The organism is Methylobacterium thuringiense, from assembly GCF_022179645.1.
GTDB classification, from domain to species: Bacteria; Pseudomonadota; Alphaproteobacteria; order Rhizobiales; family Beijerinckiaceae; genus Methylobacterium; species Methylobacterium thuringiense.
In genome coordinates this window covers 304,179-321,664 of the sequence record NZ_BPRA01000001.1, presented here as the reverse complement: position 1 = coordinate 321,664, position 17,486 = coordinate 304,179, and the positions used below count along the sequence as shown (strand labels likewise).

Genomic DNA, 17,486 nt, shown 5'->3' with positions numbered 1-17,486 from the left:
TGCGGGGTGGGCCGAAGCGATCTTGAGCGGCTGTGCCGCGAGGAGTTGATCAAGCTGGTCGTGTGGCTGCAGCCATACAGAAGTGTTCGTGCATGTCTTCGAAGCCGCCCGTGACCGATCGAAAGTGGCGGCGCGAGCAAGCCAAGCCCTGAGGGGCGAAGCCCGGTCATAATGGTCGTAGCCGCGTGATGAGCGACGAGCCCGATGCGGTTGTCGACCATCGTCCACATCGCTGTTCGTGCTGTGGCAGCGACCTACACGCGGCGTTGTCGGCTGAGATCGTCGGCGTATCCGAGCGGATCGATTTGCTGGAGGTCGCACCGGCCGTCACCCAGCATCGACGGCTGGCGGTGCACTGCCCAACCTGCGAGGTGCGGGTCGTCGGGCCGGTGCCGGAGGCGGCGCGCGGCACCCCGTTCGGCCCACGGCTGCATGCGGTGGCGACGTATCTCAAGACCTTCCAGGCGCTGTCCTACGAGCGGCTGCAGGCGGCTTTGTCGGACCTGTTCGGACTGACGCTCAGCCAGGGCGGGCTGATGAACCTGCTCCGCCGTGCGCAGGGACGCTTCCGCTGCGGTCGCGAGGTTGCCGTGTCGGCCCTGCGCCGGGCCACCGTCGTCGCGTCAGACGTAGCCGGCGTCCGGATCGAAGGCAGCAAAGCCTTCCATTGGGTCTTCCACACAGCCGATGCGGTGGTGCACACGGCCTCGCGGACGCGCGGCGCTATCGTCGTGCGGGAAATGATGGACGGCCACCGGCCGGCGGTGTGGATCTCGGACCGCTACACCGCTCGACAGGGCCATGCGAGCACGCATCAGACCTGCCTCGCCCATCTCGCCCATCTCGCCCATCTCGCCCGCGACGTCGCCTACGTCGTCGAGGTCAGCGACGACCCCGTGCCCTGGCGTCTACAGCTCTGGCTCCAATCCGTGTTCGCCCTGGCCGAGCGCGTCACTGACTTGGCCACCTCGACCTTGGCAGCCAAGCGCCGGACCTTGGATCGACAACTCGGCACCATCCTCGCCACGCCGAGCGGCTGCGATCGAACCCGCGCCCTACAGGCCAAGATCCGCCGGGCTCGCTATCAGCTCCTGGTCGTCCTCGCCCATCCCGGTACAGTCGAGTCGACCAACAGCGGATCCGAGCAGCAACTGCGCCCGGCCGAGCTCCAGCGGGAGGTCACGAGCAGCTACCGCGCGATTTGGGCCGCTGAGGGCGACGCCGTCATCCGCACCATGGTTGATACCATCCGCCTCACAGGCAGCAGCCCCTTCCGCTCCATCCTCAAAACCATCGACCCCTGTACTCAGTCGTCGCAGGGGGCGGGTAATTAAGTCGATCTGTTTCGGCAAGCATTATTATCTAAATACTAGATAGTAATGAGAAGTTTATTCGATAATTATGGAGGGCTACGCCATGCTGCAGCCAGATCGGGTTGAATTTCTAAACGTTCAAGTAGGGCAATTACAATGGCGCGCGCCGGAGTTACATTGCGAACCCAGCTGCCAACATAAGATGTATCTTCAATCTTTAACTTATAGCCCTCTTCGTTTTTGATCAATGTGTAGTCCGAACCTGGAAAAATGCTATTTAATAGAGACTCTGCATAGACCATATCATGGATATATCTGCTTATCCGAAATTCAGCAATTGTTACGTAATATCTTAGAAAATATCCGTCGCTTTCATCCCAACTGATAGGGCTTGCGCTCATCGGCGGCGAATCTCCGTTTTTATCAAGCAGCAGAGATTCATATCTATAGTATATTACTGAGCCAGAATTGCTAACGCTTTTGCCATAAAGCGCCTGCGCGATTTCTATATCGGCTTCACGCTCGCGCCATCTATAGCTATACGGAGAAGAAAGTCTTTCTTTAAGAGCGGAAATAACACTAACATCTATCTGTCTGGGGTCGTCGGGAATGCTGGTATAAACTTTCCCGCGATAGTTATGGAGCATCTCGTCCGAGATTACTTTATATTCATCAGATTGATCGGCCATAAATTGAAACCTCTCTATGTAATTCAGATTGACTTGATATGTACATCAAAATCATCCCCCATTCAGTCGAACTATGCTACATCTTGATTTAATTGCTCTTTTAAATGATACCTGCACCTTGAGAGCATATGATAGGAGAGCTGTCAGGCAGCGTTCGTGAAGTGCCGATAGAGGGCTTGTCCGTTGCCTTAGAATGACGAAAATGATGAGAACGGCTTGGGGTATTTGAAGGATTTTATGATGAAACGAAAGACGCAGGTTGCGCTCTTGCTGATGGCTTCTGCGTCGCCCGTCCTAGGTCAGAGTGGATTTCAGGTGATACAGGGAACTCGTGTATATACTTCGATCGATCAGGCTCGAGGTGTAGCAACTTTCAGCAATGATTGTGGGTCGCAAGTTCTTACGCAGCGGCAGTTGCAGGGCGGCGCAATACCGGATGACATCATACCATGCCCACGTCCAACCCCGAGCCCAAGCTCTGAACCGAATTCTAGTCCAGCCGACGATCCGTCACCACCTTTAAGAGAGGCCAATGTAATAAGTCAAAGAAGCTGCATTTCTCTCAGTGAAAATCTCATTCGCCGAATAAAATCGCCTACCGAAGAAATAAAGCAAAGTGAACTCAAGCAGTCCCTCGTTAAGCTCCGGTCGCTTTGCTCCGATGGAGGACGGTCAGACTTATATGATCAATTACAGGCGTTGGTAAAAATTTCACCTGTTGTGCGTGGGCCTACGAAGCGAGCTACGCCTTCTGACGAAGGTGGTAGCGACCTGGGTAAATGCGTGGAACTAATTGTTGGAGGCCGTAGCGCAGCTCAGTTTCCGTACAAAGTCAGAAATAGCTGTCCGGAATCGGCGGTTTATTATGTCTATGAATGCGATAGAGATTATAGCAGTGGAAAAAAAGAAGATATTTGCAAAGAAACGAAAGGTTTTATAGGCTCTAAGTCCGAAACATTCCTACAATACAGCTACGATCGTCCAAAGCTTACGAAGGTCTGTAATAAGGCTGGCCAATGTTTTAAGCCTGTTTTTGACGGGTCCTGAAAGCTTGAATGAGATATTAAAAGCTTATTATATAAGCCGATGATTTGGCGCATTTGATAGATGTGCGGTCCAATCTGATTTCAGGTTCACACTTGCGATGGCTTAAATGCAATTAGAAGTGCATGTTTATGAGCTGGCGTGTAAAACGAAGCTCATTATGGCCGCGGCTGAATCAGTCTGCGCGGTCCGGTTGCAACCAGCCTGAGCGATACCGAGTGGGCGCTCGTCGCATTCGTCCTGCCCACGCCTGCCGCGACGAGACGGCCACGGCGTTGGCCGATGCGGCGGCTGGGCAACGAAAGCAGCCGGCGATGCACCACCTTCGAAGCTAGGCCGCCGAATTGAGGCATGCCAACGCCCGAGGCAGGAAGCTTGCCCCGGGCGCGAATGGTGGCCTTCGACTGTCACCGCCCCGTGATTCGTGCGGTGCGCGGCGTACCGGTCAGTCAGGCGATGCCGGCGTCGTGGGCTCAGTCGGCGGTGCCGGTACATAGGCCGGGTGCATCAAGCCAAGCTGGTTGCGAGGCCGCTCGAACGGTAGCTCGTTCGGGAAATCGCAGTAACGCAGCTTGAAAGCATCCTCGGCGTTCACTGCGAGCACCAAGCACTCGTACCACTCGGTATATTTCGGCCCAGCTGTCGCGAGCACGATCGCGCCGACCCGAATGTTGCCCCAACCGCCGGGCTGCTTGACCGGAGCAACGGCGTCGTCCGCCGGTGCCTCGCCGAGCGACGTGCTGGTATCCCCAGCGTCAGCACCGCCGACGAGCTTCAAGGGTGTGATGCCGCTGTTAAGGGCTGCCGTTTGTAATTCGGTCAGCAGCGTAGCCTTGATGAACGGAACGAATGCCTTCCCGCTCGCGAACACCCGACCGCGTGGCAGCTTCGCCGCCAGGGCCTGCTCAGCATCGGTGTGGACTGGCAAGGCGCGCATGCCCATCAGTTCGGCGGCCTTGAAAGCGAGGTCGGCGTCGGTCGCAGTGAACGCCGAACCGTGTGCCTTGCCAGATTCGTCACGTCCGAACACAACGAGGGCCAACGGCTCGACGGCCGTGATCTGAGCTTCAGCGTTCATCGCGAGCCTCCTGAAACGAGAAAGGAGGCCGTTGGCCCCCTCGAAAGTCGTTCAGCGATGAATGAATTGGGGTGCGGCCGCGGCGGGCCGCCCATGGGTAATGAAGGCATCGAGGTCTCCTGCAATGGGCTCGCGGGCACAGGTGGCCCCGACCGAGCAGGCTCGATCATATAGGATTATAATCCTTTGTCAAGCTTTTCGATATATCAGCGAGATAGTGACCGTTGACGCCGCCGGACCGGCTTGAACCGGCGGTCGTCGGTTTGAGGCAAACCAGCCGACCGGCCGAGCTTCCAAGCTTACGAAGGCTGCTCTTCCGTTTCCTCGATTTCCGGATCGTCTTCCTGAGGCGAGTTCGAGGCCGGCTGCTGCTGCGGCTGCGGGTCAGCTTCGATGTCTTCGTCATGCGTGGGTTTGGCATTTCCGCCAGGCTGCTGAGTCGCTGAACCCGTCATGGTGCTGCACCCTTCCGATAGTGGCGGGGGACATGCCCTTGGATCGACATGGGTTCCATAGGTCGGCCGAAGCGCAAGCGGGTTCGGCTCAGGTCCAGTAGAGCAGGCGGGCGGCCGGCAGGTGTTCGGCGAGCAGCCCGGTCAGCGCCGCCTGCATCTCCCGCATCGTTTCGGCCGGATAGACGAATTTCACCGAGCCGAACTTCGTCAGCTTGCGTGACCGCGCCCCTTCGTCGAGGTCGAGGTCGCTGCCCGGATACCAGCCCTGAAGCACGCCCTTCGAGCCCGGGGTGAAGCGGTGTGTGATCAGTTCGGCCGTCAGATCGAGGTCGGGCACGCCGGCCAGGGCCTGACCGACCTGGGCGAACAGATCCGCATACCCCGAGCGCCAGCCTTCGAAGTGCTGGATCGGTGCGACCGTCAAGCCAACACGGTAGCCGTCGCGGGCAAGGCGCGACAGGGCCTCAATTCGTGCTGCGAGGGGGCTCGTGCCGCCCTCGTAACGGATCAGGGCCGGGGCATTGACCGACATCCGCACCCGTACCTGCCGACCATGCGGAAGACCGATCAACGGGCTGACGTCGGCGAACTTGCTGGTGAAGCGCAACTGCACCGCGGCATCCCACGAACCAAAGAACCGCACCGCTTTGGTGAGACCGCCGGTCAGATGCTCGATGCCGAGCGGGTCGGCGTAACAACTCGCCTCGAACGTCGTGCCCTCATGCGCGCGATCAGCCGAGGTCGAGGTCACGCCACCTTGGCCGAGATGGGCCGGCAAGGCTTCGAGGATCTCGTCGAGGTTGGCGTAGACCCGGGTGATGGGCGGCCCGGCAAGCGATCCGGCCAGGTAGCAGTACTGACAATGGGCATGGCAACCTTCAGCGAGATCGAATCGCCAGTCGGCTGAGGGTGGGATCGGCTGCAGGCGACGCTTGCTCGGCGGGGCGACGACGATCGCCATCGTCGATTTCGCCGCGCGATAGGCAGCGCGCGGGTCCTCGTGCTTGGGCAGGACAACGCGATCGCTCGACAGTTCGATGACCGCAGAGCCGAGGGCGGCAGCACGCTCTGCGATGGCGCGCCCATGCGGGAGGCCAGCGGCGCTTCGCGTGATCAGCACCTGGCGCGGAACCCACAAGCGGGGTGCGGTGCGAGCGGTTGGTTGCGGCTGAGGCGGCAGGCGGAGAAGCGTGGTCGTCATGAGGGCGAAACGCATGAGCCCCCAGCACGGCAACGCCATGCGGCATCGCGATCCTCAACCCGAATCAGCCAAGTTCGACGACTCGATCGCCGAATCCCTCGGCACATTGTCGTCTGCGGCGACAGTCACGCTTTGGGTGGCAGAGGCAGCCCCGACGGTTTCTGGTGCAGCACCACCCGGTCACAGTCCGAGAACGCCGGGCAGCCGATGTTTATACAGCGCCGTCGGTCATCGATCCGGTTGCCGTTGCACTGGTCGAGCTCCGAGGTCGAGCACAGCCGCCAGATCGCGAACTGAACGAAGCGCGGGAAGCTGGCCGGAAAGGCCGGGTTGAACGCGCGAGCATCGATCCGATCGGACAACCCGCGAATGATGCTGGCGCAACCACCGGGGCCGTAGCAGCGCGGGCCGTAAAGATGCTCGGCCCCGAAGCGTCGCAGGGTGCCGGTCCGGTGAAGGTGGTTGTGAAGAAGCGAATCGATGACCACCATCGCCGCGCCGGCCGTGACCCATCGCTCGCGATCCGAGTCGGCCGCGAGTAACAAATCGGCCAGGGCCATCGACCATACCTTTTCGCCTATGCCGGAAATCTCGCGCAAAGGCCCGAGAACGGCCGCGCCCATATTGACGGCACGATCGAGCGTGCCAGGGCCGCGATCGGCCTCAGCGAGCCGGAAATCAAGCCAAGCGACGAGGTCGCCGTCGCAGACATCCCGAAGGAAAAGCGCGAGTGAGTAGGCGGCGACGATCAGCGACCCTTTGCGGGTCGGATGGGTCGGGACCGGGCACCGGCCGAGGTGTCGCGGTTCGCTGCAGGTCCCGGCCGCCTTGCGATATCGGCAGTCGCTGAAATCCCAGTACGATCGAAGGCGCGGGCAATCCGGGTCGGCATCGAGTGCTGCAGCGACATCAGCGAAACTGACAATGCCATGCTTGGCCGTGAAGGCGGCTGCGTTCGCGTCGGAGATCCCCTGCATCTGAACCGCGCCGATCAGCCGATCGAACAGCCAGGGCGTGTCATGGTCGGCTACAGCGCCGGGGATGTCGGCGGCGACACAGCCCGCACGGATCTCGTCGAAGTAGTTTGTCGGGGCCAGCGTCAGTGCCGGCTGCGTGATAGCCTTGAGATGATCCCAAGCTCGGTGCTGTTGCAACTTGATGCTCGCTTTGCGCAAACGAACACACTCGCATTAACGCTATAGCCAGCGTCAATACAATAAAAAGATCTTTATTGCCCTAAAAGCCCTTAAACCGCCCCTCCACTTACGATTCACCCTCGGAGAAAGCACTGTCGGGCTTATACTGATTCTCACAGATACGATATTTAGATGGACTAATAATTCTGTAAATTATCGACTATTCGGATTTTTCTTTGGGCGGAAGTTGTTTTCCTAACTCCTCGACGTAGCTGAACAACCATTCTGAGAAGCGCCTATCCCAAATACCGTTGTGGCCCGAAAGTATCTCGGCATTTGTCCGCACCACCATGAACGGGTTGTGCTTAAAACTGTTTGTCCGTCGGAGGCAGATATCATCTTTCTGAAAACCCTCAGTAAGTGCCGTCACTTGACCTGTATTTTCGCATGACGTTTTGCTTTCGCTTGTAAGGGTATGGGTTTGGAAGTCCTTATAGTTTCCGAGTGTCCTCACCTCCTTCTCGGCTGTTTTCCAAGCAAGCCACTGCCCTAATGGGAAAGCATAACCAGTAGCCCAGTCATTTTCTGTAGAGATAGTCAGAATTATGGGCTTTTGCTGGGGCGAAAATTTCTCTGCTGGACGGCTAAAACTAGCGAGTGGTGTAAAATATGCGGCTTCAAGGGCGGGATTGAGTAGAATTGCTGTCTGAGATAAGCTTTCGATTTGCTTGTATGTACCTCCAGGCTGGCCAGGATGTGCCTTTTGGGTTGACACTAATGCACTTTGTGCCGAAGATGACATCAGTATTCGTGCGCCAAAGCTATGTCCAATAGTTATGAAACGCCCTCCCGGCTTGCTTTTTGCAATAATTTCACTTGCCGCGCTGATGAAGCTTGTGACATTTCCCGACGCCGCGATGCGGTCGGCAACCGCCGCTTTTTGCCAGAAATCTAAATAATGCCAGAGAGGAAGATCACTATTTGCGTTCCAACTCACATAGAGTCCAGTGACCTGCTGATCCGGGTAAACGCTCGCTAGATTGGTGATTAATTTTTGGAATTCAAGCAGATCTCCTGCGTTTGGATCAGCGCCGTGATGCCAGCCGTGGATATATAACACTACGAACTTAGGACGGGCCGTTTCCTTCGTGTTAGGTTTTACTGCGACGTTGAAATCAGACTGTGATTTGACTTCCCTTTCCCAATTTAACTCATAAAGGGCGTCAGTAACCTCGCATCGATCTGCAAATTCCCCGAGATCAGTCATCTTAACGGTTTTGACTACACCAGATGTTCCGTCACGAACAAGAATTTTCGGATCGCCGGGCTTACCTTCGCGTAAGCATTTGCTCTGTTCTTCCGTAGGACCACTTGTGGCATAAATATATGCAGGACGAACGAAGTAGACTGCTATCAGCAACAGGAGAGAAACTAACCAAAATCGTTTGCCCCAAAAGCGCATCTGTTATCCCTCCGGAATTTTAGATATGATAATATACGAGTTATTAGCGGTCAATCGGCTGACATTGCACGATAAACAGAGTGTCCGCATAGGTTTTTTGGGCCATTTTCCTTCAATCATCAGCGATCACTACATCAGTTCGCCGTAATCGTGGGTGTAGGCCCTCCTCTTCGAACCAATCGAAAGTCTGCCCCGACCGATAGCCAGGCCAAAGGTAATTCACCCGACCTTCTGCCGGCCGATAGATGGCGGTGTTTGCCGTGGTGAAGCTTGCACGGTGTGAGCAGAATGGTGACTCGAAGAACCGAGCGAGCAAAGTCACCAGGGTAGCGTTAGGCTCGGCAGGCCCGTCGTCAAGCACGCGCTGTCGTAGGGCCGAGCGAGAGGCCGCCGAGGCCCGTTCCTGCTGATTCGTTCAGGTTTGCAAGCGCGTCACGGCCGGCTCGCGGCGCGGCCCGAGAAAGACCGTGGCGTGATCACCGGTTTGATCGAGAAGCGTGACGTTGTGCAGTTGGCTTACCGGCAAACGGCAGAGCGCAGCGGTCGCCTCGCGAACGTTTCGAGCAGGTACCGCAGGGTCAGGATGATGGCGAAGCCCTCTCCGCGCCGACCGAAGCCGCCGAGGGTGCAACTCGCGGCCAAGCCCTCGTCGTTCATTCCGTCCAGGCATCCGCCCCAGGGCCGCTGCGCCTTGGCGATCACACGCCGCCCCGACCACCGGCTTGGTTCAATGCGCCCGGTGACCTTATGAAGGGGGAAGTCGTAGTTGCGCACGAGGGGCGGCCCGCCCTCGCCGAGCCAGACCGCCTGACTACACCCCAGGGCCGAGGCGGAACGGTAGTGGCTCAGGATGCGATGGTCGAGGTCGTCGTCACCGACCATCGCGCAGGCGTGATCGTAGTGCGGGACCAGTTCGGGCATGTGTTGCAAAAGAGCGTGGCGGCAATCGGTGGCTGTCGGCAGTTCGCCTTGCCCGTCTCTGACATACCACCGCGTCGCCTCCTCTCGGACCGCTGAAAGCGTTCGAGCTAGGCGAAGCCGGGGCGGTCCTCCCGCTCGGCGATGAACGTCTTTTCCATGGCCTCACCCGCGCACGACGAGCCCTTGCGCATGACGTTCCGCGGGGAGCGCCCGCCCGCGCCGCCTACCCCGTGCCGGCGTCGCCATCTGTGCGTCGCGATGCTTGGGTATGCTTCTTACCCTGGTATCTGGAAGCCGGGTCGCCGAGGAGGTCGGGCGATGCGGGATGTTCGCTCGCCTTTGGCCGCCTCGGCGATAACGACCTCAGTGAGCCTGACTAACGGCCCGGACAGCCGCGCGGTCGCTTATGAGTTCGCCAGCGTAGTAGTTCTCGAAGATTTCCTGCGGCACGTCGAACAGCCCCACGCAATTGGTGAGAGAGATTCGACCGTTGAGCCCGAGGGCACCAAGCGCGCGCGGGAGCATCCTCACGCTCCATCGTGTGCTGCGATCGCAGTCGAGTGCCACGACGCCGCCTTCGGCCTGACAAGCGATCAAGGCCATCAGAGCGATGTCGAGCGGCATTGTCGCCGGCCCGAAGCGCTGAATTGCTTCGCCCACGTGGCCCAGGAACTGGATCACGTCCGCGCCGCAGAAAGGTCCGTCCCCCGCATCGCTCGTCTCCCAGCGGATGCTTGTAAAAAGCTGGCCCCAAGTGCCGAAGGCGTGTTCCAAGATCTCGCCAGCGAGGATCTCGTCGCGCCAACCCGCAACAAGGTTTGCACCATCCGCGGTGATCGGAACGGGAGGCGTGTCGGCCACCATGTGTTCGAACAGCCGGCGGAAAAGGATTACCTGAGCTTCGGAGGGCGGAAAGTCTTTTAGATCGATGACGGTATGCATCGGAGGGCTCCTTGCTGACAGCCACTCGACCGAGGGGGCAAGTGACCGAACCCTTTACGTGCCGATGCTCTCCAAGCTCTGGCGGACCTTGGAGAGGACGAGACCGGCGGCCGAACCGTCACGCTGAAATCCTATAAACTCGTACAAATTACGCGGCCGCGATTGGTCGGTCGACCGACGTGAGGCGACATCAGTCTCGCGTTGCTTCGCTACGCCTTCCCCCTCTGACGTTCTGCGCACCCGATAGGCGTCTCGCCATCGAAATTGCAGACCGGATCCGCCGAGGTGGCACAGGAACTCGGTTTTTCCAATCCAACCAACCGCAGGCGGCGGGCGCGACTATTCCACAGACTGAAGCTTGAAGCGTCGCGTCGGCAGGGCCGTGGGCGGGCGCGAACCCGCCCACGGATATCATAAAATCAAGGCTTCCAGCTTTTGGCCTTCGCACCGAACACGCGGGTCACCTTGGCGGCGTAGCGCCGTGCAGCCTTGTGGCTCCTGAGCTCTTCGGCAAGGAGGCTTATGCCGCATTCGACGAGGGTCTCCAGAGCGTGTCTGTCGCTCACCCGTTCGCGGCTAGCGAGCTTTTGGATAAAGTCAGCGATAGCAAGGTCTAGCGTGCCCGTCGTGCAGCGACGCTCTGCTCCTCGTCGCAACGAATTCGTTTCGATCATTTTCCATATCCTTTTGCGGCGGATGGTTCGCCGCGAAAGGTGACGACTTCGCCACCCGCAGACCTTTACGTCGCTGGTTTTGAGTGTCAGCGAGAACAGTCAGAAGGCAGGGTTTCATATGAACCATGCCTCGAAGCCTCGCCGCGCACGAGCGCGACGCTTCGACCTCATCCGTGGTCAACATAAGCCCGGCAGGTCGAAGCCACGCTCAAGAACGTAGCCCACGTTTGCATCGCCTCGTATCAGTACGCGCTGCATGACCAGAGCGTCGATTTCGCTACTGGTCGGCGTTTGTCCGTTTTCATTTCGACATCGGAGGGCTGCGAGCGAGGCGGACGCACGGCACAGCACCTGCGCGCTTGTAAGGAGCGGTCGTTGCGGCGCATAGCCCGCACCGGTGACAGCCAACCCTACGACATCGCCATCGGATCATGCACGGGGTGTTTCACGGTTTATAGCAGGCGTTCCTGCAATCCTCCGAACCTTCAGACACTGTCGCGCAGCACCCCCAATCGGTCGTCGGCTGCATATGTAGTGTTATGACCCACCCCACCACCACCAACCGCGCCAGCACCGTCAACGCGCCCCCCGACCCCACCAACAGGTCCAACCACGGCATCGATCGACCCTTCGTCGCAACTCGCTACGCCGCGCCTGTCACGAATAAATATAACCGCCTCATCGCTGCCGTACCGCCGTTCCGGCGCGACCAGCAGTCGTTCATCACGACCATGTCGGAGAAGCGCTGGCGATCGAACCACAGCAGAACCTGGGTGTGGAAGGGTTCGGGGATACGACAAGGATCTCGACGGCGCTTCGGCTTGCCGTCGATTATAACGACCGGCCGGCTCGGCCAATATGCCTTCACGAGGTAGCTAAGTTGCCGAACACGATCGCGGACTGGCGAGCACCACACTGGCGATGCGCCGGTCGCAGTCGCCGTGTAGCCTTTAATCGTTTTCGAGGTCAGGCCGGCCTTTAGCGCCGCTGCCTTCGCCGCCGTCGTCACGATATGGAAGTGGATCTGGTAGCGACCGGTGCTCGGCTCGAACTCGCCATGCATGAAGGCGAACAGTGGACCGGGCACGCCGAGAACACCCGCGCGAAACAGATGCTGACGGAACTGCCCCTTGATCCGCGCCGCAGTCACACCTTCGAGTTCAGCGGGCGTGTAGGACCAACCGCGATAGATCACCGTCACCGTACAAAGCTCGGCGTCAGACAAAGGTGCGAAGGCGTCGAGAAGCGCTTCCCCAACCCCTAGCCGGATCGTGCGCATCCAAAGAGACGAGGCCAGGGTCGCGGACGGAATGCCGCCCGCGACACCGCTTTCCAGCCGCCTAGCAAGACGAGCAATGGCGGCGCGGTCGAGCACGGGTGCCGACACTTGCCGCGGCCGCTGAGCAATCAGCCAAAGGCGATCTTTGAAATTCAACCAGCCTGTAAGCCCTGGCCGGTTCAGCACCCGACGCATTTGCCGCGCCCGAAGCCGATCCTCCGCCGCCGCCATCTTCTCCGTTTCGAAGCCTGCGGGTGTCGTCGCGTGTGCTGCCGAGGTCACCGTAGCCATCGGAACTGGTGGTTGGTCACGGCGGATGCGCATCGGCGCACGGACGCGCGTCATTGGCTTGCTCACCGTCGTCGGTCGAAGGGAAATGCCGCGGGAAGCGGTGTTCGGGTTCATCGCAGATGTCCTCACCTCTTGGCGGCTTGAGTGCCGCGGAGGATGGCAACGTCGCCATCGGAGGTCCTTTACGCGCGTCGCGCGCGGCTGCCCGTCACGTGCGATAGGGCCCACCGCGCAGTACCTTTCAGCGCGTCTATCGACTGAATGAATTGGTCGGTGACCCGGGATCGAAGGAAGCGCGCTCATTCGAGCCGTCGGCACATTCAGCCGACGCAACAGCAAGCCGGCGCTTCGCAACCGCCGAATATCGCCGCGTAAAGGAGCTATCGCCATCACGAAAAGGAGCGTGGCGATGCCATACGCAGAGCACGTTGAATCATATAGAATCTATATGGAAAGCCGCTCGCAAGCCGCTGCGGTTCGCCATGAAGCAGCACGTGCGAAGACCGGCGACTCGCTCCTCAACGAGCACGATGTCGCGCTACGTCAGGCACGCTCGGTGCGGACCCTGCAGAACCAGCGCGTTCAAGGCGGCGGCATACCGTACCTGAAACTTGGGCGCGCCGTTCGCTACCGCCTCAGCGATGTGATTGCGTGGGAGGATGCTCGACGGTTCAGCAACACTAGCGAGGAGGGACAGCGGGATACGTGACGAATCCTCCCGCTCGCCGAACTTCGGAAAGCAAAAGGGTGCCTCACGGCCGTAAGCCCACGCTTGGCGGCCGAATCGGCTCGGCCAAACCGGTATCGACTTCAGTCCTGGGTCTGGCCGAGCAAGCCAAGCCGCAAGCGCTTTGGCTTCGGTTCGTCCAGTTGAACCTGCTCCGCCGCGTGGTCACTCGGTGGTCACCAAGCCAAAGCAAGGTTTTCAGCCACGAAGCTGAAAACGTGTAAATCGTTGTATAAACTGAGGAAAAATGGTGCTGCGAGGGGGGATCGAACCCACGACCTCCTCATTACCAATGAGGTGCTCTACCACTGAGCTACCGCAGCTTGCGGGGGCGGCCTGAAGAAGCGGCACCGTCCGGCAGGAGGCGGCTCTAACGGATCGGATCGGGCTTGGCAACGGCCCGAATGACAGGTTTATGGCTCTGCGTTGACGCGATCCGAACCCGTGTCTATAGAGCCGGCTCTGCCACCGTACGCGCTTCGCGGGCCGGCGGCGTCGCCTTTTGCCTGATCACACCTGATGCGTCGATCGAACGCCCGCCATCGCGAGGACGTTTCGGTGCCGCCCAAATAGACGAGGATGCCCCATGGCCAACACCGTGTCGGCCAAGAAGATGACCCGCAAGATCGCCAAGCGCACGGCGATCAACCGCTCGCGCCGCTCACGCATGCGCACCTTCGTCCGCAAGGTCGAGGAGGCGATCGCTGCCGGCGATCAGACCGTGGCCGCCGACGCCTTGCGCGTCGCCGAGCCGGAACTCATGAAGGCTGCTCAGAACGGCATCGTTCACAAGAACAACGCTTCGCGGAAGGTTTCGCGCCTCGCCGCCCGCGTGAAGGCCCTCGCTGCCTGATACGCTTCACACGGCATCATCGACGAAAAGAGCCCGGCCATCGCGCCGGGCTTTTTCGTGCGCGCTCTGCAAGATGAGCTGCCGTCCGCGATAGCCGCCAAGCGCCAGCGTCCCGCTTTTCCACGGCCTTGCGCGAGTTGTTCACAGATTCTTCGAACTTGTCCCAGCGCCGACCTTGCACCGCCGCGCCCGACGCCGGTTCAGACGGCGTTAACGCTAATCTGAATCGTTTCAGTTGCGTCTCCGGCGCCCCCGCCTGTAGCTTAACAAAACCTTGCTGCCGCGGATCGAGTGCGAAGTGTCAACGGCTTGCGCCGGAGTCGTCCCCAAGTTCCGCACCTCTGTCTCGACTCCGATGGGCTGCGCGAAGGCACCCCTGGTCCCGCAGATGCTATCCCCAGACTTCCCGGTGTTAGGAGAACGATAGAGGATTGTTGATAGACCCGTCCTGCCGGTCGATGATCCCGCGGGAGGGCTTGACACGGCAGGACCATTCCGAGGCCTCGCGACTCGCCGAGGTCTCCTTCAAGTAGCGTGAGCGTACGTGTCCCCGGCGGTGTCCCCGTCCCGGATACGAGGAGAAGTCAGGTTATGCAGCTCGACGGCAGCAGGACGGACGGCGCCGACAACGGCAGGAACGGCAACGGCGCGGGCGATGTCCAGGCGGCCTGGACGCGCGTGAAGCGCCGGCTGCGGGCCGAGCTCGGCGAGGACGTGTTCGCGAGCTGGTTCGCGCGGCTCGAGCTGGAGGATGTCGTCAACGGCGTCGCCCGGCTGACGGTGCCGACGCGCTTCCTCAAGAGCTGGATCGAATCGCACTACGTCGATCGGGTGCTGAACACCTTCAAATCGGAGGTCGAGGACGTCGTTCGACTCGACGTCAGCGTGCGTGGCGCCGCGTCCCCGCCGCGCCCGGTCGCCGGCGTGGCCAAGCCCGCGGCGCCTGCCGGCCCCCTCGCACGCTATCAGGCGTCCGGGGCTCCGGCTCCGACGCATGGCGCCGTCGCCAACGCGGTTTCCGAGGCCGCCGCCGGCGCCCGCGCCGACGCCTCCTCCTCGGGCGACATGAGCAGCGCGCCCCTCGACGCGCGTCTGACCTTCGCAAGCTTCGTCGTCGGCCGCTCCAACGCTCTGGCCCATGCCGCAGGCGAGCGCGTGTCCCGCCATGACGGCGAGGGCGCCCTCTACAACCCGCTCTACGTCCATGCCGGCGTGGGCCTGGGCAAGACCCACCTGCTGCACGGGATCGGCCATGCCGCCCGCGAGGCCGGCCGCCGCGTGATCTACCTCACCGCCGACCGCTTCATGTACGGCTTCGTCAACGCCCTGAAGACCCAGAACGCCCTGGCCTTCAAGGAGCGCCTGCGCGCCATCGACCTGCTGATCCTCGACGACGTCCAGTTCATCCAGGGCAAGTCGATCCAGGCCGAGTTCGGCCACACGCTCAACGCCCTGATCGACGCCGGCAAGCAGGTGGTCGTCGCCTCCGATCGTCCGCCGACCGAGCTCGAAGCCCTCGACGAGCGCGTGCGCTCGCGGCTCGCCGGCGGTCTCGTCGTCGAGATCGGCACCCTCGACGAGACGTTGCGCGCCTCGATCCTCCAGGCCCGGCTCACTGCCGTGCGTGTGACGCACCCGACCTTCGAAGTCGCACCCGCCGTCGCCGCCTACGTCGCCAAGGCGATCACCGCCAACGGCCGCGATCTCGAAGGCGCCGTGAACCGCCTCCTCGCTCACGCCACGCTGACCGGCGCCCCGGTGACGGTGGAGACGGCCGAGGCCGCGATCCGCGATCTCGTCAAGAACCGCGAGCCGAAGCGGATCAAGATCGAGGACATCCAGAAGCTTGTGGCCTCCCGCTACAACGTCTCGCGCTCGGACATCCTCTCGGAGCGCCGGACCGCCGCCGTCGTGAAGCCGCGCCAGATCGCGATGTACCTGTCGAAGGTGCTGACCCTGCGCTCGCTCCCCGAGATCGGCCGGCGCTTCGGCGGCCGCGACCACACCACCGTGCTCCACGCCGTCCGCAAGATCGAGAAGCTGATCGGCGACGATCCGGTGCTCGGCGACGAGGTCGAGCTGTTGAAGCGAATGCTGCAGGACTAAACACGACACTCGCAGAGCCAAGGTTGGGCCTGCTTGAGCGCACGGGATGGGTGTCTCGTGCGCTCAAGCTGTTTTCAGATCGTACTGCAGCGTGATGCGGCGTACCGCACGGAGAGTGTTAACAAGTAGTTTCCACGCCGACTTTCCGCCCGATTTTTCAATCACAGGTCGTGTCTGTGCATGCCGCCCGATTGTTTTCAGTCGCGGTTCCGTGCGCGTGCATTGGAGACTGCAGGGCGATGCGGAAACAGAGCAGCGACGCCGGTCGAGCACGTCACGACATCGGCGCCGGGGCGTCGCCACATGGGAAACGGCGCAAATCGAGTCGCGCCAAGCACGGGGCGACCTCGCAGCCGAATCTGCAGGGCAAACGCCGGCGGAATGCGACGCCGATCGCGATGACAGCCGCACCTCCGGTCGCCGATCTGCTCGAACCGACCTCGGCAGCGGGTTATGCCGTGAGCGCTGCCGTGCAGATTCCTGCCGCTGTCTCGATTGCAGGACCGGAGCGCGACCTGGAGACGGTGACCGCTGTGGTGGTTTCCGCACCTCCCGACGCCGATCCGTCGGACGATCTCGACGAGCCCTGCAAGGCCTCGACGCAGGCGATTGCCGCGCCTGCCGCTCCCGCGGAGTCGGAGCCCTTCCGTTTCGCCGAGCCGACAATGCCTCCGCAAGCCGACTCAACGCGGTCGCGATCCCGGCACGCCCGGCCGTCGTTCGTTCGCTGGGCGACCGCGGCTTCGGTCGTTGCGGCTGGGCTGCTGGCGCTCGGCCGCATCTCGCACACGGACGTCTCGGCTCATGCCGTGCCGGAGCCGGTCCACCTGGTTCGACATACCTTGCCGGTTGAAGCGGTGATCGGCGTCGCCTTGCCGCCGATCCAGATCGCGTCGTCGGCGTCGCCGCCGGCTTCCATACCGCTCCTTCCACCGCCCGAAGCTTTCGTCGCGCCGCCGTCTCCTGATCTCGCGGCGATGATCGGCCCGTCCGCGAGCGAGCGCGTCATGGCACGCGATGCTGCGCTTCGGCACCGCATCGCCAAACCTCGGCAGCCGTTTCCGAAAGCAATCGTGTCCGAGACGGCAGGCGTACCGCCCAGCCCCGCCCAGCCGCCCACCGACGATGCGCATACGAAGCTCGCAGGCCGCTCACACGCGCTCGGTCGCTACGAGATGCGCTGGGGAACCGCCCGGCTGCACGAGGATCCGAATTCCGAAAACGCCCAGGGGCCGAACTGGGATTTCCTGGTGAGCGCGCGGTAGCTCAAGCGTGGGCCTCGGTACTCGGCCCGCCGGCCGCCGCAGCCAATCCG

14 protein-coding genes, 1 tRNA gene and 1 pseudogene are annotated in these 17,486 nt (G+C 61.0%); 6 read left to right on the top strand and 10 right to left on the bottom strand.

The window, feature by feature from the left end:
• The first annotated feature begins 6 nt into the window (after positions 1–6).
• Positions 7–1,334, top strand: a pseudogene (gene tnpC, locus MFF07_RS01375) (IS66 family transposase).
• A gap of 65 nt (positions 1,335–1,399) precedes the next feature.
• Here the strand turns inward: tnpC and MFF07_RS01370 are convergent.
• Entirely contained in the window at positions 1,400–2,002 is a 603-nt protein-coding gene (locus tag MFF07_RS01370) for a hypothetical protein (RefSeq protein ID WP_238230431.1), read from the bottom strand.
• 1,489 nt (positions 2,003–3,491) lie between these two features.
• Entirely contained in the window at positions 3,492–4,124 is a 633-nt protein-coding gene (locus MFF07_RS01365; protein ID WP_238230429.1) for a hypothetical protein, read from the bottom strand.
• A gap of 224 nt (positions 4,125–4,348) precedes the next feature.
• Between MFF07_RS01365 and MFF07_RS01360 the strand changes: the two genes are divergently transcribed.
• A complete protein-coding gene (locus tag MFF07_RS01360; RefSeq protein ID WP_238230428.1) occupies positions 4,349–4,570 on the top strand; it encodes a hypothetical protein in 222 nt (73 codons plus the stop codon).
• 97 nt (positions 4,571–4,667) lie between these two features.
• On the opposite strand, the gene MFF07_RS01355 is transcribed toward MFF07_RS01360, so the two are convergent.
• The 7 genes from MFF07_RS01355 to MFF07_RS01325 form a co-directional block, all read right to left on the bottom strand.
• Entirely contained in the window at positions 4,668–5,795 is a 1,128-nt protein-coding gene (locus tag MFF07_RS01355) for an SPL family radical SAM protein (protein WP_373322215.1), read from the bottom strand.
• Between the two features lie 110 nt (positions 5,796–5,905).
• Positions 5,906–6,955: a hypothetical protein gene (locus MFF07_RS01350; RefSeq protein ID WP_238230427.1), complete on the bottom strand. Its 1,050-nt coding sequence runs from the start codon at positions 6,953–6,955 to the stop codon at positions 5,906–5,908.
• Positions 6,956–7,136: 181 nt separating this feature from the next.
• Positions 7,137–8,378, bottom strand: a complete 1,242-nt coding sequence (locus MFF07_RS01345; RefSeq protein WP_238230425.1) for an alpha/beta fold hydrolase — start codon at positions 8,376–8,378, stop codon at positions 7,137–7,139.
• A 516-nt stretch (positions 8,379–8,894) separates the two neighbouring features.
• A complete protein-coding gene (locus MFF07_RS01340) occupies positions 8,895–9,299 on the bottom strand; it encodes a carcinine hydrolase/isopenicillin-N N-acyltransferase family protein (protein ID WP_238230424.1) in 405 nt (134 codons plus the stop codon).
• A gap of 363 nt (positions 9,300–9,662) precedes the next feature.
• Positions 9,663–10,241 (bottom strand): hypothetical protein, encoded by a 579-nt coding sequence (locus MFF07_RS01335; RefSeq protein WP_238230422.1) that lies wholly within the window; start codon positions 10,239–10,241, stop codon positions 9,663–9,665.
• Between the two features lie 419 nt (positions 10,242–10,660).
• A complete protein-coding gene (locus MFF07_RS01330; RefSeq protein ID WP_238230420.1) occupies positions 10,661–10,915 on the bottom strand; it encodes a hypothetical protein in 255 nt (84 codons plus the stop codon).
• A 643-nt stretch (positions 10,916–11,558) separates the two neighbouring features.
• Positions 11,559–12,599, bottom strand: coding sequence for a hypothetical protein (locus MFF07_RS01325; RefSeq protein WP_238230418.1), 1,041 nt, complete (start codon positions 12,597–12,599; stop codon positions 11,559–11,561).
• A 295-nt stretch (positions 12,600–12,894) separates the two neighbouring features.
• Here MFF07_RS01325 and MFF07_RS01320 point away from each other — a divergent pair, with 295 nt between their 5' ends.
• Positions 12,895–13,194, top strand: a complete 300-nt coding sequence (locus tag MFF07_RS01320; protein ID WP_238230416.1) for a helix-turn-helix transcriptional regulator — start codon at positions 12,895–12,897, stop codon at positions 13,192–13,194.
• A 266-nt stretch (positions 13,195–13,460) separates the two neighbouring features.
• Here MFF07_RS01320 and MFF07_RS01315 read toward each other — a convergent pair.
• Positions 13,461–13,535, bottom strand: a tRNA-Thr gene (locus MFF07_RS01315).
• Between the two features lie 263 nt (positions 13,536–13,798).
• On the opposite strand from MFF07_RS01315, the gene rpsT reads away from it, so the two are divergent.
• The 3 genes from rpsT to MFF07_RS01300 all read left to right on the top strand — a co-directional run bounded on the left by rpsT (position 13,799) and on the right by MFF07_RS01300 (position 17,436).
• Complete coding sequence (rpsT, locus tag MFF07_RS01310; RefSeq protein ID WP_147814370.1) at positions 13,799–14,065, top strand: 30S ribosomal protein S20; 267 nt, start codon at positions 13,799–13,801, stop codon at positions 14,063–14,065.
• A gap of 591 nt (positions 14,066–14,656) precedes the next feature.
• Positions 14,657–16,171 (top strand): chromosomal replication initiator protein DnaA, encoded by a 1,515-nt coding sequence (dnaA, locus tag MFF07_RS01305; RefSeq protein ID WP_147814372.1) that lies wholly within the window; start codon positions 14,657–14,659, stop codon positions 16,169–16,171.
• Between the two features lie 239 nt (positions 16,172–16,410).
• Positions 16,411–17,436, top strand: a complete 1,026-nt coding sequence (locus MFF07_RS01300; RefSeq protein ID WP_147814374.1) for a hypothetical protein — start codon at positions 16,411–16,413, stop codon at positions 17,434–17,436.
• Positions 17,437–17,486: the final 50 nt, after the last annotated feature.